This is a genomic window from Embleya sp. AB8, assembly GCF_049739465.1.
In the GTDB taxonomy this organism is placed as follows: domain Bacteria; phylum Actinomycetota; class Actinomycetes; order Streptomycetales; family Streptomycetaceae; genus Embleya.
Window position 1 is genome coordinate 56,517 of record NZ_JBMHHY010000021.1, and the last position, 21,144, is coordinate 77,660.

Consider the following 21,144-nt stretch of genomic DNA (forward strand, 5'->3'; position numbering starts at 1 on the left):
GTGTGCGGGCCCTGACGCGTTTCAGCCCGTTGCCGGCGGCGCGGTGGAGCCGCGGACCAGCAGTTCGCCGGGCAGCACCAGGTCCGGGCCCGCGGTGCCGGTGTCCAGCAGGTCGAGCAGCGTGGTCATCCCGCGCGCGCCCAGTTCGACGGCGGGCAGCCGTACGGTGGTCAGTTCGGGCTCGACCACCCGCGCGTAGCGCAGGTCGCCGAAGCCGGTGATCGACACGTCCGTCGGCACCCGGCGGCCCAGTGCGCGGGCCGCTTTGTAGGCGCCGGCCGCCTGGAGGTCGTCGTCGCAGACGAGCACGGTGGGCCGGGTCGGTCCGGCGAGCAGGGTCAGCGCCGCCTCGCGCCCGCCGTCCAGGGTCAGCGGCGCGGCGGCCTCGGCGACCACCTCGGCGGGGCCGAGCGCGGCCCGGAAGGCGGCGTCGCGCACCTGGAAGGTCCAGGTCTGTACGGCGGAGCGCAGCCGGCCGATCCGGCGGTGGCCGAGGCCGACCAGATACTGGGTCAGCGCGCGCATCCCGTCGGCCACGTCGTCGTTGACGGTCGGCACGCCGCGGCCCGGTTCGCTGTCCAGCATCACCAGCGGCAGGTCGTCGGTGCCGGGGCCGGCCGAGCGCAGCACGTCCAGCGGTTCGGCGGCCATCGAGGAGGCGAGCACGCCGTCGATGGCGGCCGAGGAGAACGAGTTCGGGGCCAGGTCGATGCCGTCGCGGGTGGGGTAGACCACCACGCCGAAGTCGCGTTCGGCGGCCACTCGCGCGGCCCCGGTGTGCACGGCGCCGAAGAACGGCGAGGTGAGCACCGGCACGACCAGCATCACCGTGTGGGTGCGGCCCAGGCGCAACGACCGCGCCGAGCTGTTGGGCCGGTAGCCGAGCGCCGCCGCCGCGCCGCGCACGCTCTCGACGGTCGCGGGGGAGACCCGGCCGCGCCATTTGTCGGCCAGGACCAGGGACACGGTGGACTGCGACACGCCGGCGTGTCTGGCGACGTCCTTGCTGGTCGGACGGCCGGCGGGAGGTGGGGGCGAGGGCACGGCAACCTCGGGCGGGGTGGGGGACGGGGCGGGCCCAGCGTAGAACCCGCTTGCCACGGTGTGCGGCCGGCGGGCACAGTGATACGCGATAGTCATACGTATGACGTGATGACGAGCAGATGTGTCGGATACGGCACGGGAGGGTGGTACCCGCGGATGCGGACCTATCTGGAGCTGCTGCGGGTGCCGTACGCGGCGCGCCTGCTCGGGGGCACGCTGTTCGGCCGATTGCCCAACGGGATGGGTGCGTTGGCGGTGCTGCTCCTGGTTCGCGCGGACGGCGGCGGCTACGGGCTCGCGGGCGCGCTGTCCGCGATCCACGGCCTGGCCGGTGCGGCCGGGCAGCCGGTGCTCGGGCGGTGGATGGATCGGCGCGGGCAGACCGGCGTGTTGCTCGGCTCGGCGGTGGTGTCCGCGCTGGCCTATGCCGTCTTCGCGGTGGTGGGCGCCGCCCCGCTACCGCTCGCGGTCGCCTCGGTGCTGGTCGCGGGCTTCAGCACGCCGCCCCTGGAGGCGGGACTGCGCGCGCTGTGGCCCTCGGTGCTCACCCCCGAGCGGGTGCAGGCGGCCTACGCGCTGGACGCCGCCGCGCAGGAGATCCTGTTCACCGTGGGGCCGCTGATCGTGGTGGTCGTGGTGCAACTGGCCTCGGCGCAGGCCGCGGTGCTGCTGACCGGGCTGATCGGCGTCGCGGGCACCTCGATCGTGGCCACGGCGCGGCCCTCGCGGGAGTGGCGCGGCGAGTCGCACGCCCCGCACTGGGCGGGCGCGCTGCGCTCGGCGGGCCTGCGGGTGGTCCTGGTCGCCTTCACGCTGGCCGGGATCGCCCTGGGGGTGCTCAGCGTCGCGGCGGTCGCGTACGCCGACCACGAGGGCTCCGGCGCGCTGTCCGGGGTGTTCCTGGCGGCGATGTCGTTCGGCGCGTTGCTCGGCGGTCTCGTGCACGGGGTGCGCGCCTGGCGGACCCCGCCGGCCCGCCGACTGTTGTGGTTCACGCTGTGGTTGACGGTGTGTTATCTGCCGCTGATCGCGGTGCCCGGGCCGTGGTTGATGATGCCGCTCGCGGTGTTGTCCGGGGTGTTCCTGGCGCCGGCCATCGCGTGTGTGTTCACACTGATCGACGAGTTGGCGCCGCGCGGCACGGTGACCGAGGCGTTCGCGTGGCTGGTGGCGGCGATCGGGGCCGGTTCCGCGCTCGGCATGGGGCTGGCCGGTTGGGCCGGCGAACTGGCCGGTGCGCGGGGCGCGTTCGCCGTCGCGAGCATCGGCGCCGGGCTCGGTTCGCTGGTATTGCTGGCCGGTCGGGGCCGGCTGATTTCAAACGTGATCCATTTGCTGGAAACCACCGACGCGGAGTTGTCCCGTAACGGCACGTCGTCGGCGTAATGTTGCCGCATGGACCGCCGCATCTTCGGGCTGGAGAACGAGTACGGCGTCACCTGTACGTTCCGGGGGCAGCGCAGGCTCTCCCCGGACGAGGTGGCGCGGTACCTCTTCCGCCGAGTCGTTTCGTGGGGCCGAAGCAGCAATGTCTTCCTACGCAATGGGGCCCGGCTGTATCTGGACGTGGGCAGCCACCCCGAATACGCGACGCCCGAGTGCGACTCGGTGCCGGAACTTGTCGTGCACGACAAGGCCGGTGAGCGCATTCTCGAAGGTCTCCTCGTCGACGCCGAACGGCGGCTGCACGAAGAGGGCATCGCGGGCGACGTGTATCTGTTCAAGAACAACACCGACTCCGCCGGCAACTCCTACGGTTGCCACGAGAACTATCTGGTGGCGCGGCACGGGGAATTCTCCCGGCTCGCCGATGTGCTCATCCCGTTCCTGGTGACCCGTCAGATGTTGTGCGGCGCGGGCAAGGTGCTGCAGACGCCGCGTGGTGCGGTGTACTGCGTGAGCCAGCGCGCCGAACACATTTGGGAGGGCGTCAGCTCCGCCACGACCCGTTCTCGTCCGATAATCAACACGCGCGACGAACCGCATGCCGACGCCGAGCGTTATCGGCGACTGCACGTGATCGTCGGCGACTCCAACATGGCCGAGCCCACCACGCTGCTCAAGGTCGGGTCCACCGATCTGGTGCTGCGGATGATCGAGGCCGGGATCGTCATGCGGGACCTGACCCTGGAGAACCCGATCCGGGCGATCCGCGAGGTCAGCCACGACATGACCGGCTCGCGCAAGGTCCGGCTCGCCAACGGCCGCGAGGCCAGCGCGCTGGACATCCAGCGGGAATACCTGACCAAGGCGCAGGAGTTCGCCGATCGCCGGGGCATCCGCACCGGCACCGTCGAGAAGGTGCTCGACCTGTGGGAGCGCACCCTCGACGCGATCGACTCCGGCAACCTGGATCTGGTCGGGCGCGAGATCGACTGGGTGATCAAGTATCAGCTGATCGAGCGCTACCGGACCAAGCACAACCTGCCCATGTCCTCGCCGCGGGTCGCCCAGATCGACCTCGCCTACCACGACATCCATCGCCGCCGAGGGCTCTACTACCTGATGGAGCGACGCGGCCAGATCGAGCGGATCGGCAACGATCTGAAGATCTTCGAGGCCAAGTCGCTGCCGCCGCAGACCACCCGGGCCCGGCTGCGCGGCGAGTTCATCAAGAAGGCCCAGGAGCAGCGGCGGGACTTCACCGTCGACTGGGTGCATCTCAAGCTCAACGACCAGGCGCAGCGCACCGTGCTGTGCAAGGACCCCTTCCGGTCGGTGGACGACCGCGTGGAGAAGCTGATCGCCAGCATGTGAGCGCCGGGAGCGCCCGATCACCCGACGGCCGGCGGGCTCGACCCGCGCCGGCCGACAGGTGATCGGTGGGTGACCGGCATGTGAGACGAAGTGGCCGCCCGCCCCCTCCCGACGTCGGATGGGGGCGGCTGGCCGGCATGCTGGCTCGATGGTCGATACACCTACATGGGACATCGCTCCACCCGTCTTCGAACTCGACGCGGTGGATGTATGGGCACACGGGCCCGCCGGGCGCACGGACATGCTCGTCGGCGTGGACTGGACGGTGCGCGAGGGTGAGCGCTGGGCGCTGCTCGGGCACAACGGCGCGGGCAAGAGCACGATCCTGGCCCTGGCCGGCGCGCTGCGCTTCCCGGGCAACGGCGCGGTCACCGTGCTGGGCAAGCAGCTCGGCCGGGTGGACGTACGCGAGGTGCGGGCGCAGGTGGGCGCGGTGAACGCGGCGCTGCGCATCCCCGAATACCTGACGGTCACCGACTACGTGCTCACCGGGGCCAGCGGCACCGTACAGCCGCTGTACGGCAAGTACGGACCGGCCGAGCGGGCCCGGGCCGCCGAGCTGATCGCCCTCCTCGGCCTGGAGCGGCTGGCGGCGCGCGAGATCGCGGTGTGCTCGCAGGGCGAGCGCGGCCGGGCCCGGATCGCCCGCGCGCTGATGCCCGATCCGCGCCTGCTGCTCCTGGACGAGCCGGCCAACGCGCTGGACCTGCCCAGCCGCGAGGAACTGCTCGAGGCGATCGACTCGCTCACGCGCGAGTATCCGCGGCTGACCCTGGTGATCGTCACTCACCACCTGGAGGAGCTGCCCAGCGCGGTCACCCACGCGCTGCTGCTGCGCCGCGGTGCGACGGTGGCCGCGGGGCCGGCCCGCGAGGTGATGACCGACGCCAACCTGAGCGAGTGCTTCGGCATCCCGCTGTCGGTGCGCAGCGAGGACGGCCGCTGGGCCGCGCGGCTCAAGCGGCCCGGTCGCGAGGTGGCCTGAGGCGGTGCGGCGACACCGGTTCGACACCGGTTGTCGTCTTCACGTCGTCCACACATCGAGACCCCATAGAGTGTCCCGGTCCTTGTCCATCTCAGTAGAGGAACATCGTGCGCCGTCTCGCTGCGCTCCTTCTGGTCCCCGCACTGGCCTTCACCGCGGTCGCGTGTGGCAGTGACGACGGAGGAAAAACCGTTACACCCATCGTGACCGGGGCCTTCGGCCAGAAGCCGGACATCAAGATCCCCAAGGGGAAGTCCGGCGACACGACGACGTCGAAGGTCCTCATCGAGGGCACCGGTGACGTGATCAAGAAGGACGACTACGTCATCGCGGACACCGTCGGCAAGAACTGGGACGGCACGGACGCGGGCAACTCCTACGACACGAAGACCCCCGAGGTCTTCCAGGCCGGCGACCAGCAGCTCCTGAAGGAGATCGGCCAGGGGATAATCGGCAAGAAGGTCGGTACCCGGCTGCTCGTGGTGGTGCCGGCCAAGGTCACCCAGGAGAAGAACGCCGTCGTGCTGACGGTGGACCTGAAGGCGACCAAGCAGATCGACCCCAAGTCCGAGGCCAAGGGCGCCGCGGTGACCCCGCCGGCCGGTCTGCCGGTGGCCAAGGTCGAGTCCGGCAAGGCCGCGGAGATCTCGATCCCGCCGGGCACCGCCGCGCCGACCAAGCTGACCGTGCAGCCGCTGATCGAAGGCACCGGTCCGGTCGTGCAAAAGGGCCAGACGCTGGTCGCGCAGTACACCGGCGCGCTGTTCGACAAGGGCACCAAGTTCGACTCGTCGTGGGACCACGGCGGCGCGACCGCGTTCAAGATCGGCGTCGGTCAGGTGGTGACCGGGTGGGACGAGGGCCTGGTGGGGCAGAAGGTGGGCAGTCGCGTACTGCTCGTGCTGCCGGCCGACAAGGGCTACGGCGCCGAGGGCAAGCCGCCGACCATCCCGGCCAACTCGCCGCTGGTGTTCGTGGTGGACATCGTCGACGCGCTCGGTGGCCCGGCGGCGTGACGCCGGATCGGGCCGGCGGCCCGGTACGTTGGTCTCGCATTCGGCACTCGAACGGATACGGAAAACGTTGTGAACAAGCTTACGAAGCCCGAGATCGACTTCCCCGAGGGCGGCGTTCCGGCCGACCTGGAGATCACCGAGATCTGGGAGGGTGACGGCGAGGTCGCCCGGGCGGGTCAAACCGTCAGCGTGCACTACGTCGGCGTGTCCTTCTCCACCGGCGAGGAGTTCGACGCGTCCTGGAACCGCAACTCGACGCTGGACTTCCAACTCGGCGTGGGGGAGGTCATCGAGGGCTGGGACCGCGGCGTCCAGGGCATGAAGGTGGGCGGGCGGCGCAAGCTGACCATCCCGCCGCACCTGGCCTACGGCGATCGTGGATCGCGCGGTGCGATCGCGCCCGGCGAGACGCTGATCTTCGTGGTCGACCTGGTGAAGGTGGGCTGACGGTAGCTTCGCCAGGCGCTTGGCGCTTGGCGCTTGGCATTCGGCCTCGGTTCGCGCATCTTGGCGCGGGCCGGGGCCGTCGTCGTTCCCTGGCCGGGCTGGTTGGTCCGGTCCGGTTGTCCTCAAGCGCCGGACGGGCTGGGGCGGTCGGTTGGTCGTTCGGCCAGGCTGAGGGGTCGGCAGTCGCTGGATGCCGAGTGGGCGATTACAGCCCGTCCGGCGTTTGAGGACGAATGGACGGGGCCGATCGATTCGGCTTGTTCGGCGGCGGACCAGGCCGAATCGATCAGCCTGTCCGGCGCTTGAGGACAACCGGACCGGGCCGCCCCCGCCAGCCTGTCCGGCGCCTGAGGACACGCGGGCCGGAGGCCGACTAGCGGGGGAGTAGGTCCGCCGCGAAGAGGCCGGCTGCGGCGGCGGCCAGGAAGTAGGCGTGGTCGGCGTCGAGGGGGCGGCCCATCGTGGAGAGGCGGGCCGGCGACGTGCGTAGGGCGGCGTCCAGGCCGGTCGTGGGCACCACGTGGACTCGGTGTTTGGCGCGGAGGGGTTCGATGTCCGCGGCGACCCGGCCGGCGAGGGGCTCGGGGAGGGTCGGGACGATGACGTCCGCCGGTGCCAGGGCCACTCGGCCGTAGGCGGTCAGGCTGTGGTGCGAGACGCCCCGGTGGCGCTCCCTCGGGTCGGCGTCGGAGATGCGCAACGAGGCCACCGCCCGCCCGCCGAGTGTGGCGATCGTGTTCACCGCCTCGCCGGCCGCGACCCCCGAGAAGCCCCATCGGGTGCCGGTGCCCAGGTTGCCGGGACCCTGCGCGACGATCGCCACGTCCGCCCGCAGCACATGGCGCGCCGCCAGGAGACCCGTGTGCAGCGTGACCGCCTCCAGGTCGCCGCCGAGCGCCTGACCCACCGTCACCGAACCGGCCAGCCGGCCGTGTTCGCGCAGCGTGTCGACCGTCATCGAGAACCACAGCGGCAGGGTGCCGCCGTCGGTCATCACGTAGACCACCCGCGCGTCCGGCCGCACCGCCCGGATCCCCGCGCAGATCGCGGGCAGCGCCGAGTGCAGATCGGCGACCACCACCGGCATCCCGTCCAGGGAATCCGCGTCCCGCAGTGTCGCGTGGTGCGGCGAGTCCTGCTCGTCCACGCCGAGTACGACCGCCTGCATCGGCGTATACCGCGCCTTGACCACGTGTCCCGGCCCCGGCGGCGGATCCGCGGGCAGCCGCTCGGGCAGTGCGACCACCAGCGCGTAGCCGCCGGTGCCCAGGCCCATGTCCTGCGCGGTGGTGTTGAGCAGCACCACGTCGCCGACCACCGGTGTGCCGGTCAGGTGCGGATAGGCGATCGCGCGCAACTCGCGCGCGGGTTCGGGTTCGGGCACCGCCACGGTCAGTTCGACCGCCCCGCGCCAGGCCCGTCGGATCGCCGTCACTTCGCCGCGTCGCCAGGTGATCACGGTCCGGGAGCCTAGCGCCGGCGTCCCGCGCCGGGCCAACCCGGCAGGTAGCCGGCAGGTAGATCGACGGGCGGGACCAACCGATGCGCCGAACGCGGTACGGTCGGGGCTGCGCCTTGTGGGAGGGACTGGGATCTGATGGCGATTCCGAAGCAGGAGCGGTTGGTGAGCCTGGTGATGTGTCTGCTCGCCGCCCGTCGCTACGTCACGAAGGAAGAGCTGCGGCAGTCGATCGAGTCGTATCGGCTGTGCACGTCCGACGAAGCCTTCGACCGCATGTTCGAGCGGGACAAGGACGACGTACGCGAGCTCGGCTTCATCGTCGAGACCGGGGCCAACGACCCGCTGATCGAGTCCGCCGACGGCTACCGCATCCGCCCCGAGATGAACGCGCTGCCGCCGGTCGAGTTGGACCCCGAGGAGGCCGCCGCGCTCGCCCTGGCCGCCGGTGCCTGGCAGCAGTCCGCGCTGGCCGGCGCCGCCACCGGCGCGCTGTACAAGCTCAAGGCCGCCGGCGTGGAGATCGACTCGGCCCCGCTGACCAGCGTTGAGCCCAGGGTGACCGCCCGCGAGCCGGCCTTCGGACCGCTGCTCGACGCGCTGCGCACCCGGCGGCCGATCCAGTTCGCCTACCGCCGCTCCGGCGCCGCCGAGGCCACCGCGCGGGTCGTGGAGCCGTGGGGGATGAGCTGCTGGCGGGGGCGCTGGTATCTGGTGGGCTACTCCCGCGACCGCGGCGAGCAGCGGGTGTTCCGACTCGACCGGATCGCCGACAAGCCCAAGCCGAAGCCGCTCAAGGAGCAGTTCCAGGCCCAGGTGCCGGCGAAGGTGGACGTACGCGGCCAGGTCGCCCGGTTCGCCGGCGAGGGCGGTGAGGGCATCGCCCGGATCCGGGTCCGCACCGGGGCCGGCTTCCCGCTGCGCGCGCGAGCGAGCGCGGTGATTCCCGCCGGCGAGGGCTGGGACGAGCTGGAGCTGAGCCACGGACACGGACTGCACCACTGGCTGGCCGAGTTCGGCCCCGACGTGGTCGTCCTCGAACCCCCGCACCTGCGTGCCGCCGTGGTCGCGCAGCTGCGCGAGGCCGCCGGGGAGACGAGTGCACACGCGAGCGGACAGGTGAAGGTCGGATGAGCAACGCGATCGACGACACCCGGCGGCTGCTGTCCCTCGTGGCCTATCTGCGCGAGCGCCCGGGCACCCAACTCGACGACGTCGCACGCGCGTTCGGGTTGCCGGTCGCGCAGGTCGAGGCGGACCTGGGCACCCTGCACATGTGCGGCACCAGCTTCATGGCCGACGATCTGCTCGAGCCGCACGTCGACTTCGAGGGCCGGGTCTTCCTGGACAACGCGGACGCCCCCGTGCGCCCGGTACGGCTCGCCCCGCACGAGGCGCTGGCGCTGCTTGTGGCCCTGCGGGCGCTGGCCGGCCTGTCCGGGCTGCGCGAGCGGGACAAGGTCGCGCTGAGCCGGGTGACCGCCAAGCTGGAGGACGCGGCCGGCGAGGCGGCGCGCGCCGCCGAGGGGGTCACCGTCGAGTTCGAGGGCGACGACGCCGCCCAGGAATCGGCGTTCGCCACGATGGACCGCGCGGTGAGCGAGAAGCGCCGGCTGCGGCTGCGCTACTACGTGCCGCGTCGGGACGAGATCACCGAGCGCGAGGTGGACCCGATCCGGCTGGTCCTGGTCGACGGGCACACCTACCTGGTGGCGTGGTGTCGACAGGCCGAGGGCCGCCGGTTGTTCCGGCTGGACCGGGTCGCCGAGGCGGTGCTGCTCGACGAGCCGTCCGAGCCGCAGCCGATCGAACCGCTGGACCTGGCGGACGGCTTCGCGCCGACCGCGGCCGACGGCATCGAGGTGGTGCTCGAACTGGGCCCCGGCGGGCGCTGGGTTACCGAGTACTACCGCTACGACAAGGTCGAGGAGCTGGCCGACGGCGGCCTGCGGCTGACCCTGCGCACGCCCGACCCGGCCGGGATCCGGCGGCTCGCGCTGCGCCTGGGCGGGCACGGCAGGGTGATCTCCCCGCCGGAGCTCGTGGACGACGTACGACGGACCGCCTCGGCCGCGCTCGCGGCCTACGCGGATCCGGCCGGCTGAACCGCCGCGGTCGCGGGCGATCGGCCAAAAACGGCACACGCCCCCGATCGCGGCCCGCCGGCACCCTTCCGGTACCACCGACGACAACCTTCCCGACCTTGCGAGGAGGCCCACGGTGTCGACGTTCACGGCGCGCTGCCCGGTTTGCGGACGCGTTGAGCTGACGGCGGATCAGCTACGGCTGGTGGTCCGACCGAACAAGTCCTTCTATCTCTTCCGCTGCCCCACATGCGCGGACTCGGTACGCCGGCCGGCGGGCGAGCGGATCGTCGAACTGCTCACCGACGGCGGCGTGTCGTCCATGCAGGTGGCACGCTGATCGACCGCCCCGCGCAGCCTGTTAGGGTCGCCGCATGTTGCCGTGGGTCCTCGTCTTCATCGTGTTGGTCCTCGCCGGACTCGGTGTCCTCGCCGGGCCGGTCTGGCGGTTGTTCGGTGACGTGCGTCACCTGGGCGCGACGGTCGCGGACGCCTCCGCCCGGCTGTCGCGGGCCGCGGCCGACTTGCAGGCGGCCGGTGACCCGACCCCGCCACCCGCGCCCGAACCCGTATCCGTATCCGTCCCGCGCCCGCGCTCCGCGACGGCCCACCGCCCCTGACCCGCACCCGTGACCCCTGGGGGTTACGCCCGGTGCAGTTGTTCGCCACCATTGCGTTGCACGTGTGTAACACGCACCGGCGTACGATCAACCCCATAACCCCCCGGCCCCGGCAATGAGGTACTGACTATGTTTGGCAAGCTCGGTTGGCCCGAGATCATCCTGATCCTGGTTGTCGTCGTGATCTTGTTCGGCGCCAAGCGTCTGCCGGACACGGCGCGGGCGCTGGGTCGTTCGTTGCGCATCCTCAAGAGCGAGACCAAGGCGATGAAGGAGGACGGGGCGGCCGAGGCCCCCGCGTCCACGCAGAGCGCCCAGCCCGCCGCCGAGGCGCCGCCGCGGACCATCTCGGCCGCTCCGGGCGACGTGAGCGCGCGGCCGGTCGGCGAGCCCGACCACAACCGCCGCTGATATCCGTACGCGCCTTTTAGGAGTCGGCCCTCGAGGTGCTTGACAAGCCAGGGCGCGGACGAGAGTCCGGCCCGAAAAAGAAGAAGATCAAGGACGCCGAGGGGCGCATGCCCCTGATGGAGCACTTGCGCGAACTGCGCAACCGGCTCGTCAAGGCGCTCCTGGCCATCATCGTGGTGACCATCGTCGCCGCGATCTACTACCGGCAGATCGGCGCCTTCCTGGTCCAGCCGGTCTGCGGGCTGGACTCGATCAAGGGCACCGGCACCACCGAGTGTGGGCACGGTGCCCTGGTGCAGTCCGGCGTGCTCTCGCCGTTCTCCACCGCGCTCAAGATCTCGGTGGCCACCGGTGTGGTCTGTGCCGCGCCGGTGTGGCTCTACCAGCTGTGGGCGTTCCTGGCCCCGGGCCTGCACAAGAACGAGAAGAAGTACACGTTGGCGTTCGTCGGCGTCGGCTTCCCGCTGTTCGCGGGCGGCGGCTACTTCGCGTACTGGATCCTGCCGCACGCGCTCAAGGTGCTCACCGACTTCACCCTCGACGACGCCAGTACGCAGATCCAGGTCGACGACTATCTCAGCTTCGTGCTGCGGATGATCGTGGTCTTCGGCGTGGCCTGCGAGTTGCCGCTGGTGCTGATCATGCTCAACGTCGGCGGCATCGTCACCGCCAAGACGCTGGCGAGTTGGTGGCGCTGGGTGGTGATGGGCATCTTCATCTTCGGCGCGGTGGCCACCCCCACCACCGACCCGGTGACGATGATCCTGCTGTCCATCCCGATCACCATCCTGTACGCGATCGCGCTGCTGGTCGCATGGGCCAACGACCGACGCCGCGGCAAGCGGCACGACCGGATCTACGGCCGCGACCTCGACGACGACGAGGCGTCCGTGCTCGACACCTCGGTCGCCCCGGTGGAGCGACCGAGCCGGGTCAGTGCGGAGGAACCGGTGAACCGGGTGGACGACATCACCTGAGCCCGGGTGGGCTACTCTCGCGCCTTGTGTCTCGGGAGATCGCAGTATTCGTCAACCCCACCGCAGGCCGCGGGCGCGGCCTGAAGGCCGCCTCGACCGCGGCCGATCTGCTGCGCGAACGGGGGCTGACACCGCATCAGGTGTCCGCCCCCGACGCCGCGGCGGGCATCGCCCGGCTGCGTACGGTGGTGCGCTCGGGCGTGGCGGCGGTGGTCGCGGTGGGCGGCGACGGCACGGTGGCCGCCGCGCTCCAGGCGGTGGCCGGGACGGACACCCCGCTGGGTGTGGTGCCGATCGGCTCGGGCAACGACTTCGCTCGCGCGCTCGACCTGCCGCTGGGCGACGTGGCCGCGGCCGCGCACGTGGTCGCCGACGCGCACACCCGGCCGGTGGACCTGGGCCGGGTCGGCGAGCGCTGGTTCGGCACCATCCTGTGCACCGGCTTCGACTCGCGCGTCAACGAGCGGGCCAACACGATGACCTGGGCGCGCGGGCGGACCCGGTACAACGCCGCGCTGCTGGCCGAACTGGGCGCCCTGCGCCCGGTCGAGTACGAGCTGGAGCTGGACGGCAAGCCGCACTACGTCGAGGCCACCCTGATCGCGGTGGGCAACGGCCGCTCCTACGGCGGCGGCATGCGGATGTGCCCGGACGCCGACCTCGCCGACGGCCGGTTCGACATAACCGTGGTGGCCGGCTGCGGGCGGGCCGAGTTGTTGCGGGTGTTCCCCAAGGTCTACAGCGGGCGGCACATAAACCATCCGCTGGTCACCGTGCACCGCGCCGCGACCGTGTCGCTGACCGCGCGCGGGCTCAGCGGGTGGGCCGACGGCGAGCGGCTCGGCGCACTGCCGCTGACCGCGGACTGCGAGCCGGCCGCGATACGGGTGCTGGTGCCCGCCGCGTCCGCGCCGGGCGGGCCGCCGGGCAAGATCGAAAAAAGGTGATCACAGCCGTCGGTCCCGGCCGGTAGTCTGCTTGACGAGATGCCTCTCGATCCCGCACGCGGCCCGGACCGCGATACCCAGTTGTCCCCCGCCGAGCGCTACGCGGCCTCGCGCCGCCGAACCGCCGACGAACGGACGAGTCTGCACACGTTCCGCGAGCGATACCCCTTCGGTCTCGACCCCTTCCAGGTCGAGGCCTGCCGCGCGCTGGAAAGCGGCAAGGGCGTCCTGGTCGCGGCGCCGACCGGCTCGGGCAAGACGGTGGTCGGCGAGTTCGCCGTGCACCTCGCGCTCGAACAGGGCCGCAAGTGCTTCTACACCACACCGATCAAGGCGCTGTCGAACCAGAAGTTCGCCGACTTCCAAAGGCTCTACGGAGCCGAGAACGTCGGCCTGCTCACCGGGGACAACTCGGTCAACGGCGACGCCCCGGTGATCGTGATGACCACCGAGGTCCTGCGCAACATGCTCTACGCGTCCTCGAACGCGCTCAGCGGCCTGGGCTACGTGGTGATGGACGAGGTGCACTACCTCTCCGACCGCTTCCGCGGCGCGGTGTGGGAGGAGGTGATCATCCACCTCCCCGAATCGGTCACCCTGGTCTCGCTGTCCGCGACGGTCAGCAACGCCGAGGAGTTCGGCGACTGGCTGGGCACCGTGCGCGGGGACACCACCGTCGTGGTCTCCGAGCACCGCCCGGTCCCGCTGTGGCAACACGTGATCGCCGGAAACCGTACGTACGACCTGTTCACCGACGAGAACCACACCGAGGTCAACCCCGAGCTGATCCGGCTCGGCCGGATGGACAGCGAGCGGGCCGGCCGCCCGCAGGACCGCTACCGGCGCAACCGCGGCCAGGAGGCCCGACCGGTGCGCAGCCGGATCTGGACGCCCAGCCGCGCGGACGTGATCGACCGGCTCGACGCCGAGGGCCTGCTGCCCGCGATCACCTTCATCTTCAGTCGCAAGGGCTGCGAGGCCGCCGTCCAGCAGTGCCTGCACGCGGGCCTGCGGCTCAACGGCGAGGCCGAACGGGCCGAGGTGCGCACGATCGTCGAGGCGCGCACCACCGGCATCCCCGACGAGGACCGGCACGTCCTCGGCTACCACTCCTGGGTCGAGGCGCTCCAGCGCGGCATCGCCGCGCACCACGCGGGCATGCTGCCGACCTTCAAGGAGGTCGTCGAGGAGCTGTTCGTCAAGGGCCTGGTCAAGGCGGTCTTCGCGACCGAGACCCTGGCCCTCGGGATCAACATGCCGGCCCGTTCGGTGGTGTTGGAGAAGCTGGTCAAGTGGAACGGCGAGACGCACGCCGACCTGACCGCGGGCGAGTACACCCAGCTCACCGGCCGGGCCGGGCGGCGCGGCATCGACGTCGAGGGCCACGCCGTGGTGTTGTGGCACCAGGGCTTCGACGCGGCCCATCTGGCGGGCCTGGCGGGCACCCGTACCTATCCGCTGCGGTCCTCCTTCTCGCCGTCCTACAACATGGCGGTCAACCTGGTCGGCCAGGTCGGCCGGCATCGCTCGCGCGAGCTCCTGGAGACCTCGTTCGCGCAGTTCCAGGCGGACCGCTCGGTGGTCGGGCTGACCCGCCAGGTGCAGCGCAACGAGGAGGGGCTGGCCGGCTACCACGAGGCGATGACCTGCCACCTGGGCGACTTCGCCGAATACGGGCGACTGCGCCGCGCGCTCAAGGACCGCGAGACCGAACTGGCCCGCGAGGGCGTCTCGCAGCGCCGGGCCGCCGCCGCCGCGTCGCTGGAGAAGCTCAAGCCCGGCGACATCATCATGGTGCCCACCGGGAAGTACGCCGGCCTCGCGGTGGTCCTGGACCCGGGCACCGACCAGGGCCCGGAGGGGCCGCGCCCGTTCGTGCTGACCTCGGACCGCCAGGCGCGCCGGTTGGCCGGCATCGACTTCCCCGTCCCGGTCACCGCCCTCGACCGGCTGCGCATCCCGCGCTCGTTCAACGCCCGCAACCCGCAGGCCCGCCGCGATCTGGCTGCCTCGCTGCGCACCAAGGCCGGCCACGTGGACCGACCCCGCGCCCGCAAGCAGCGCTCGCCCGGTGCCGACGACCCCGAGATCGCCCGGCTGCGGCAGGAGATCCGGCAACACCCGTGCCACGGCTGCGACGACCGCGAGGAGCACGCGCGCTGGGCCGAGCGCTACTACCGGCTGCTGCGCGACACCCAGGTGATCGAGAGCCGGATGAAGGGCCGCACGCACACCATCGCGCGCACCTTCGACCGGGTCTGCGCGATGCTCACCGACCTGGACTACCTCTCCGGTGACACGGTCACCGAGGACGGGCGCCGACTCGCCCGGATCTACGCCGAGTTGGACCTGCTCACCGCCGAATGCCTGCGCGAGGGCCTGTGGGAGGAGCTGACCCCGGCCGAACTGGCCGCCTGCGCCTCCGCGTTGGTCTACGAGTCACGCCAGCCCGACGACGCGATGGCGCCCAAGCTGCCGGGCGGCGCGGCGACGAGCGCGCTGGCCGACATGGTCCGGCTGTGGGGCCACCTGGACGCGCTGGAGGGGCAGCACCACCTCGACTTCCTGCGCGAGCCGGACCTGGGCTTCGCCTGGACCGCCTACTCGTGGGCCTCGGGGATGAGCCTGGACGCGGTGCTCGGCGACGCCGACCTGCCGGCCGGCGACTTCGTCCGCTGGATCAAGCAACTGGTGGACGTCCTGGGCCAGATCGCCGCCGCCGCGCCGGCGGACAGCAAGGTCGCCGGCACCGCGCGCAAGGCGATCGAGGGGCTGCGCCGAGGGGTCGTCTCGTACTCGTCGGTGGGCTGATCCGGCCCGTCCGGGCGCGGCGGCGCGGTTCGTCCGGGCCGCCGCGCGCCGGAATTTGCCGATCGGTCGACGGGCCGAGGACGGCCGGGTCCGGTCGCGTACGGTGCGGGGCGGACGTGTTTCACCAGCGCTGGAGGTCGTGCCGTGCGGATCGACGAGTATCAGTCCTATGACGCCACCGGGCTCGCGGGCCTGATCGCCCGCGGGGAGGTGACCGCGGACGAGGTGCTCGACGTCACCTACGCGGCGATCAAGGAGCGCGAGCCGGCGCTCGGTGCGGTGGTCGCGCTGTGCGAGGAACAGGCCCGGGCCGGGGTCGCGGATCTGCTGCCCGGAGTGCTCGCGGGGGTGCCGTACCTGATCAAGGACCTGGAGTGCGACGTGGCCGGGATGACCACGAGCAACGGCTCGCGGCTGTTCGCGGACACCGTCGCCACCCGGGACAGCACGCTGGTGACCCGGCTGCGCGCGGCGGGCCTGTTGATCGCGGGCAAGACCAACACCCCCGAGTTCGGCCTGGGTACCACCACCGAGTCGGGCCGGTTCGGGCCGGCGCGCAACCCGTGGCATCGCGAGCGCAGCGCGGGCGGCTCCAGCGGCGGCTCGGCGGCGGCGGTCGCGGCGGGCATGGTGCCGGTCGCGCACGCCACCGACGGCGGCGGTTCGATCCGGATCCCGGCGTCCTGCTGTGGGGTGTTCGGCCTCAAGCCCAGTCGCGGTCGGGTCACCCCGGGCCCCGAGCACGGCGAGTCGTGGGCGGGATTGGGGGTGGCACACGCGATCACCCGCACGGTGCGGGACAGCGCGACGCTCCTGGACATCACCGGTACGCCGGAGCCGGGCGACCCGTACCACGCCCCGCCGCCGGTGCGCCCGTACGCGGCGGAGGTGGGCGCGGATCCGGGGCGACTGCGGATCGGGCTGATCCTGACCCCGGTGGACGCGGACGTATCGGTGGACACCGAGTGTGTCCGGGCCGCGGAGGAGGCCGCGGCGTTGTGTGTGGCCCTGGGGCACGACGTGGAGCCGGTGGGCTGGCCGGACACGCTGACCCGGCCGGGAGAGGTGATCGCGCCGATCAGCGCGGCGCACCTGACCCGGTTGGTGGACCTGCGACTGGCCGAGCTGGGGCGTGAGTTGGCCCCCGGTGACCTGGACGGGGCGACCGCGTTGATCGTGGACAAGGGCCGCCGGTTGTCGCTGGCGCGCTATCTGGCCGCGATCGACACGATGCACACGATCGGGCGGACGGTGACCCGGTTGACCGGGCGCTTCGACGTGCTGCTGACGCCGACGATGGCGGTGGTGCCGCCGATGCTGGGTGAACTCGACCCGAACCGTGACCCGAAGGGCGCGCTGGCCGGGATGCGCGGGATGGCCGCGTTCACGAACCTGTTCAACGTCACCGGCCAGCCGGCCATGTCGGTACCGCTGGGCCGCACCGCGGACGGCCTGCCCGTCGGCGTGCAGTTCGCCGCGCGCTATGGCGACGAGGCGACCTTGTTCCGGCTGGCGGGCCAACTGGAGTCGGCGGCGCCGTGGGCGGGGACCGCGCGGGTGGCGCCGTAGCGGGTGCGCTCGCCGGGCGAGCCGGGTGGGTTGGTCCGGTCCGTTTGTCCTCCAGCGCCGGACGGGCTGGGTGGGTCGGCCCGGTCCGTTTGTCCTCAAACGTCGGACGGCCTGGGTGGGTCGCCCCGGTCCCGTTGTCCTCAGGCACCGGGCGGGCGGGGTGTGGTCAGCGGCGGCACAGGGTGTAGTGGCTGTTGTTCTTGCCCTTGATTTCGGCGCATTCGGCGGTGGTGCCGGGTGGCATCAGTTGGGCGGCGACCGCGCTGGGGACGGTGATGGTCGGGTTTTCGCACCATTTGCCGCCGCCGTTGGCGCACTTGAAGCCCACCTTGTTGTCGTCGGCGCGGAACTCCTTGTTGTCGGCGATCAGCGTCGGTCCGGCCCGGGTGGGCTTGGCCGAGGTCGGCGTGGGGCGGGGCGAGGCGTACTTGGTGGGTGGCGGCTCGGGCGCCGGGGGTGACGCGGGCGGTTCGACGTCGGCGGGTTTGGGCGGTGAGGGCTGCGTCTCGGTGGTGGGCGGCGGCGGTGGTGGCGGCAGCGGGGCCGGCGCCGAGGCGGCCACCGGCGGGGCCGGGCGCCGGGGCTTGGGCTTGTCCGTATCCACCAGGGCGAACGCGGCCACCGCGACGGCGACCACCACGCCGCCGGCGATCAGCGAGGAGCGCCCGGCGTGCTGCCCCGCCGCGCCCGCTCCCTTGGCCGCCGCGCCGCCCACCCCGGCGCCCGCCGCCGCGCCGCCGGCCGCTGCGGCTCCCGCGGCCACCCCGCTCGCCACGCCGCCCGCGCCGGTGGCGCCGACCGCCAGACCCATGCCGCCCGCCACCGCGCCGGCCGCCGCGGCGGTACCTGCGGCGACTGCGGTGCCACTGAGGAAGATCGGCGCGGTGATGCCGATCAGAGCCAGCGCGATCGGCCCGTACCGGTCGCGCACGTCGACCATTTCCGCGTAGGTGTCGTTGCACCTGCTGCACTTCTTCAGATGCGCGTCGATGCTCTCCCGGCGCTTCTCGGAGTCCATCCGGTTGCGGATGTGCCGGCCGTAGTGCCGGGTGAACTTCTTGCAGTTCTCGTCCTTGACCCCGCCGGTGGCGAATGCCACGAAGTAGTTGTCGCGCAACTCCTGCCGGGCCCGCTCCAGGATCTTGCGCACGTTGTCCGGGTTCTCGCCGAGCAACGGGGCGACCTGGACCGCCTGTTCGCCCTCGATGTCCACATGCCACAACACCGTCCGGGAGCGCTCGGGCAGGTCCTGGAACGCCTGCAGCGCAAGGCGCGCGTCGTCGGCCCTCACCACGCGGTCCTGGTTCTCCCATGCGGACTCGAAGACGGTGAAGTCCTCGGTGAGCCACTCGCGGCGATCGCTCCTGGTCCAGTCGCCCGCCACGTGCCGCACGGTGGTGAGCAGGTAGGCCCGGAACGCCTCCTTGGGCCCACGGCCCGAGCGCAGCGCCTGGAGGGTGCGGGCGAACGACTCGGCGCACAGGTCGTCGGCGGCCTCGGGGGTGCGGGTGCAGGTGCGGGCGAAGCGGCGGACCGAGACCACGTGTCGCTGGTAGAGCAGGCCGTACGCGTCGCCGTCGCCGGCCCGCACCAGGTCGGCCAACTCGCCGTCCGCGGGGCCCTCGATCGCCGGCGCGGGCCGGTGCTCGGCGGCCGGGTGGGCGGCCGATTCGGCGGCCTGGTCGAGCCCGGCCCCGACACCGCCCGGGTCGGCCGTGAGGGGGTGGGCCGCTGCGGTGTCGGCCGGCCGGGGTTGGGCCGATTCGGCTGCGGCCGACTCGGGCCCGAGGTCGCCGTCGTAGACCCGAGGGTGATGCACGCCGCGCTGGCCGGGGACGAACGGGGCGCCGGAGCCGGTCGCCTCGGCGGCGCCGCCGGACCCGTCGCCGCCCGGGTCCGGGGTCGCCGCGTCGTCCTCGCGTGCCACCGATTGCCCCCTTGTGCCCGTGCCGTACCCGATCGTCCGGACAGCATCGTGACCATCCGACCACGGTCTGTCCAGAAGCGGTGGGGCCCGGCGAGGCACCCGGAGTGCGCTCCGGCGTGGGTGGTGCGGTGCGGGCGCGGACGGGTGGCATCCGCGCCGGGGTCGATCGGGGGTTCGCGGCGGACGTGACGCTGCGTCATTCGGGTGACGAATGCGTGTACGAAGGGCTGGTTCATCGTGCGCTACCGGCCCGTCGTACCCGGCGCGGTGGTCAAACGTACGCTCGAACGGGGGATCCGCGGCGCGCCACCGGGCGCCCCACCGGGACCGTCCAGCGGGTCCACCGGGGCGCGGCACAACCGATCGAGCCGATCCGGCAGGTCCGGGTCGTCGCCGTCGAGCAGCGCCATCAACCGCCCCGGCGGGACCGCGTAGGCCGGCTCGCCAAGCGCCCGCTCCAGATGCCGGGCGGTCAGCAGCAGGTGGCGCAGATGCCCCCAGATCAGCGATTCGGGCACCTCGAGCCGTACCACCGCGATCCGCACGTGCTCGCCGGTCGCGGCCCGTTCGACCAGCCGCTCCTGGAGCAGCGCGGCCGAGGGCAGTTCGGTGATCGGGTCGGTGCCGGGGGGCAGGGTGCCGGGCGGGTTGGCTCGGGCCCGGGTGTGCAGATAGGCCTGGACCAGCGGGCCGGGCGCGCTGTGCGCGAGGCCGCACAGGAACAGCGCGTCCAGTTCGGCCAGGGCCACGTCCAGCGGGATCTCGGCGGCGGCCCGGTCGCGGGCCAGGGCCAGGCACGCGGAGTGCAGATGGCCGGTGCGGACGAACGCGTCCAGGCACTGTTCGACGGCGTTGCTGTGCCAGGCCACCCGGGAGGGCCAGCCGGCCCGGAAGGTCACACGTCGCCACTCGCCTCGCAGCCAGTCGCGGTCGGGTTGGGCGGTGATGGGGGTGTCACACTCGGTACGCATGCCTGGGAAGAGCCGGATTCCCGGTGAGCGTGACAGATTCCGCCGAACTTTCCGATGTGACCTGGGTCACATTGAACCTCGTGCGCCCGGCGCGTTCGGGAGCGACCCTTTCGAGTGGCCGGCCACCGTCCTTAGGTGGAGATTCCGGGCATCACCGACGGGGGGTGAGCACGTCGAGCAACCGGTGCACGGGACCGCTCAGCCCCCACCGCCGGCGCAGCGCGTCCAGCGCCTCGGGGTCGGCCGGCGCCGTGGGCAGCGGCCGATCCCACCCGGCCGGCGGCGGCAGCGGGACATCCCGCACCACTCGCACCACGCCCGGCGCCACGTCCAGATACGCGCCCGCCTCGACGATTCGCGCCCGCCGCGCCGGGGTCAGCTTCGCGGTCGGATCGGCCGCGGCCCGCCGCACCCCGGCCAGGTCGCCGTACTCGCCGATCAGCTGCGCCGCGGTCTTGTCCCCGATGCCCTTGACCCCCGGCAGCCCGTCGCTGGCGTCGCCGCGCAGGGTGGCGAAGTCGGCGTAGGCCGCCGCGGGCACCCCGTAGCGGGCCAGCACCGCGGCCTCGTCGATCACCTCGTGCGCGGCCACCCCCTTGACCGTGTAGAGCACCCGGACCGCGCGCTTGTCGTCGACGAGCTGGAACAGGTCGCGGTCGCCGGTGACGATGTCCACCGGGATCGTGCTGCGGGTGGCCAGCGTCGCGATCACATCGTCGGCCTCGAAGCCCGCGACGCCCACGCGCGGGATGCCCAGCGCGTCCAGTACGTCCTCGATCACCGGGACCTGCGGGGCGAGGGTGTCCGGGATCTCCTCCTCGTCCGGACCGGCCGCCTCGGCGACCCGGTGCGCCTTGTACGAGGGGATCGCGTCGACCCGGAACTGCGGGCGCCAGTCCGCGTCCATGCAGGCCACCAGGCGGGTGGGCGGGCGGTCCTCGACCAGGCGGGTGATGAAGTCGAGCAGGCCGCGCACCGCGTTGACCGGGGTGCCGTCGGGAGCCTTGACCGACTCCGGGACGCCGAAGTAGGCACGGAAGTAAAGGGACGCGGTGTCGAGGAGCATCAGACGTTCGGTCACGGACTCGATCATGCCGCACCGGACCGACGCGGGCGGGG

The 21,144-nt window shown here is 72.2% G+C and carries 19 protein-coding genes; 14 read left to right on the top strand and 5 right to left on the bottom strand.

Features of this window, described 5'->3' with window-relative positions; all coding sequences use genetic code 11:
- Positions 1-21: 21 nt before the first annotated feature.
- Positions 22-1,044 (bottom strand): LacI family DNA-binding transcriptional regulator, encoded by a 1,023-nt coding sequence (locus ABIA38_RS29245; RefSeq protein WP_424641959.1) that lies wholly within the window; start codon positions 1,042-1,044, stop codon positions 22-24.
- Between the two features lie 156 nt (positions 1,045-1,200).
- On the opposite strand from ABIA38_RS29245, the gene ABIA38_RS29250 reads away from it, so the two are divergent.
- The 5 genes from ABIA38_RS29250 (at position 1,201) to ABIA38_RS29270 (ending at position 6,249) form a co-directional block, all read left to right on the top strand.
- Positions 1,201-2,430 carry an MFS transporter gene (locus ABIA38_RS29250; protein WP_424641858.1) on the top strand — a complete coding sequence of 410 codons (1,230 nt, stop codon included), beginning with the start codon at positions 1,201-1,203 and terminating at the stop codon, positions 2,428-2,430.
- A 9-nt stretch (positions 2,431-2,439) separates the two neighbouring features.
- Entirely contained in the window at positions 2,440-3,801 is a 1,362-nt protein-coding gene (gene pafA / locus ABIA38_RS29255) for a Pup--protein ligase (protein ID WP_424641859.1), read from the top strand.
- Positions 3,802-3,949: 148 nt separating this feature from the next.
- On the top strand, positions 3,950-4,786 hold the full coding sequence (locus ABIA38_RS29260) for an ABC transporter ATP-binding protein (RefSeq protein WP_424641860.1): 837 nt from the start codon (positions 3,950-3,952) through the stop codon (positions 4,784-4,786).
- A 107-nt stretch (positions 4,787-4,893) separates the two neighbouring features.
- Entirely contained in the window at positions 4,894-5,802 is a 909-nt protein-coding gene (locus ABIA38_RS29265; RefSeq protein WP_424641861.1) for an FKBP-type peptidyl-prolyl cis-trans isomerase, read from the top strand.
- A gap of 69 nt (positions 5,803-5,871) precedes the next feature.
- Positions 5,872-6,249, top strand: a complete 378-nt coding sequence (locus tag ABIA38_RS29270; protein ID WP_424641862.1) for an FKBP-type peptidyl-prolyl cis-trans isomerase — start codon at positions 5,872-5,874, stop codon at positions 6,247-6,249.
- 373 nt (positions 6,250-6,622) lie between these two features.
- Here ABIA38_RS29270 and ABIA38_RS29275 read toward each other — a convergent pair whose 3' ends face one another.
- Positions 6,623-7,708, bottom strand: a complete 1,086-nt coding sequence (locus tag ABIA38_RS29275; protein ID WP_424641863.1) for a DUF3866 family protein — start codon at positions 7,706-7,708, stop codon at positions 6,623-6,625.
- A gap of 138 nt (positions 7,709-7,846) precedes the next feature.
- On the opposite strand from ABIA38_RS29275, the gene ABIA38_RS29280 reads away from it, so the two are divergent.
- The 9 genes from ABIA38_RS29280 (at position 7,847) to ABIA38_RS29320 (ending at position 17,127) form a co-directional block, all read left to right on the top strand.
- Positions 7,847-8,842, top strand: a complete 996-nt coding sequence (locus ABIA38_RS29280) for a helix-turn-helix transcriptional regulator (RefSeq protein ID WP_424641864.1) — start codon at positions 7,847-7,849, stop codon at positions 8,840-8,842.
- Positions 8,839-9,813, top strand: coding sequence for a helix-turn-helix transcriptional regulator (locus ABIA38_RS29285; protein WP_424641865.1), 975 nt, complete (start codon positions 8,839-8,841; stop codon positions 9,811-9,813). The genes ABIA38_RS29280 and ABIA38_RS29285 overlap by 4 nt, the downstream gene beginning before the upstream one ends.
- 115 nt (positions 9,814-9,928) lie before the next feature.
- Positions 9,929-10,132 carry a hypothetical protein gene (locus ABIA38_RS29290; RefSeq protein ID WP_020552029.1) on the top strand — a complete coding sequence of 68 codons (204 nt, stop codon included), beginning with the start codon at positions 9,929-9,931 and terminating at the stop codon, positions 10,130-10,132.
- Positions 10,133-10,166: 34 nt separating this feature from the next.
- On the top strand, positions 10,167-10,412 hold the full coding sequence (locus ABIA38_RS29295; RefSeq protein WP_424641866.1) for a hypothetical protein: 246 nt from the start codon (positions 10,167-10,169) through the stop codon (positions 10,410-10,412).
- 129 nt (positions 10,413-10,541) lie between these two features.
- Complete coding sequence (tatA, locus tag ABIA38_RS29300) at positions 10,542-10,823, top strand: Sec-independent protein translocase subunit TatA (protein ID WP_424641867.1); 282 nt, start codon at positions 10,542-10,544, stop codon at positions 10,821-10,823.
- Between the two features lie 35 nt (positions 10,824-10,858).
- Positions 10,859-11,800 (top strand): twin-arginine translocase subunit TatC, encoded by a 942-nt coding sequence (gene tatC / locus ABIA38_RS29305; protein ID WP_424641868.1) that lies wholly within the window; start codon positions 10,859-10,861, stop codon positions 11,798-11,800.
- 26 nt (positions 11,801-11,826) lie between these two features.
- Positions 11,827-12,747 carry a diacylglycerol kinase gene (locus ABIA38_RS29310; protein ID WP_424641869.1) on the top strand — a complete coding sequence of 307 codons (921 nt, stop codon included), beginning with the start codon at positions 11,827-11,829 and terminating at the stop codon, positions 12,745-12,747.
- A 39-nt stretch (positions 12,748-12,786) separates the two neighbouring features.
- The gene (locus ABIA38_RS29315) at positions 12,787-15,558 is read left to right on the top strand and encodes a DEAD/DEAH box helicase (protein WP_424641870.1); all 2,772 of its coding nucleotides are present in this window, start codon (positions 12,787-12,789) and stop codon (positions 15,556-15,558) included.
- A gap of 144 nt (positions 15,559-15,702) precedes the next feature.
- A complete protein-coding gene (locus ABIA38_RS29320) occupies positions 15,703-17,127 on the top strand; it encodes an amidase (protein ID WP_424641871.1) in 1,425 nt (474 codons plus the stop codon).
- 166 nt (positions 17,128-17,293) lie between these two features.
- Here the strand turns inward: ABIA38_RS29320 and ABIA38_RS29325 are convergent, their stop codons facing one another.
- From ABIA38_RS29325 to ABIA38_RS29335, 3 genes are all read right to left on the bottom strand, one after another.
- Complete coding sequence (locus tag ABIA38_RS29325; protein WP_424641872.1) at positions 17,294-19,054, bottom strand: RNA polymerase sigma factor; 1,761 nt, start codon at positions 19,052-19,054, stop codon at positions 17,294-17,296.
- A gap of 242 nt (positions 19,055-19,296) precedes the next feature.
- Positions 19,297-20,025, bottom strand: a complete 729-nt coding sequence (locus ABIA38_RS29330; RefSeq protein WP_424641873.1) for a hypothetical protein — start codon at positions 20,023-20,025, stop codon at positions 19,297-19,299.
- 151 nt (positions 20,026-20,176) lie between these two features.
- Positions 20,177-21,118 (bottom strand): 5'-3' exonuclease, encoded by a 942-nt coding sequence (locus ABIA38_RS29335; RefSeq protein ID WP_424641874.1) that lies wholly within the window; start codon positions 21,116-21,118, stop codon positions 20,177-20,179.
- Between the last annotated feature and the right edge of the window lie 26 nt (positions 21,119-21,144).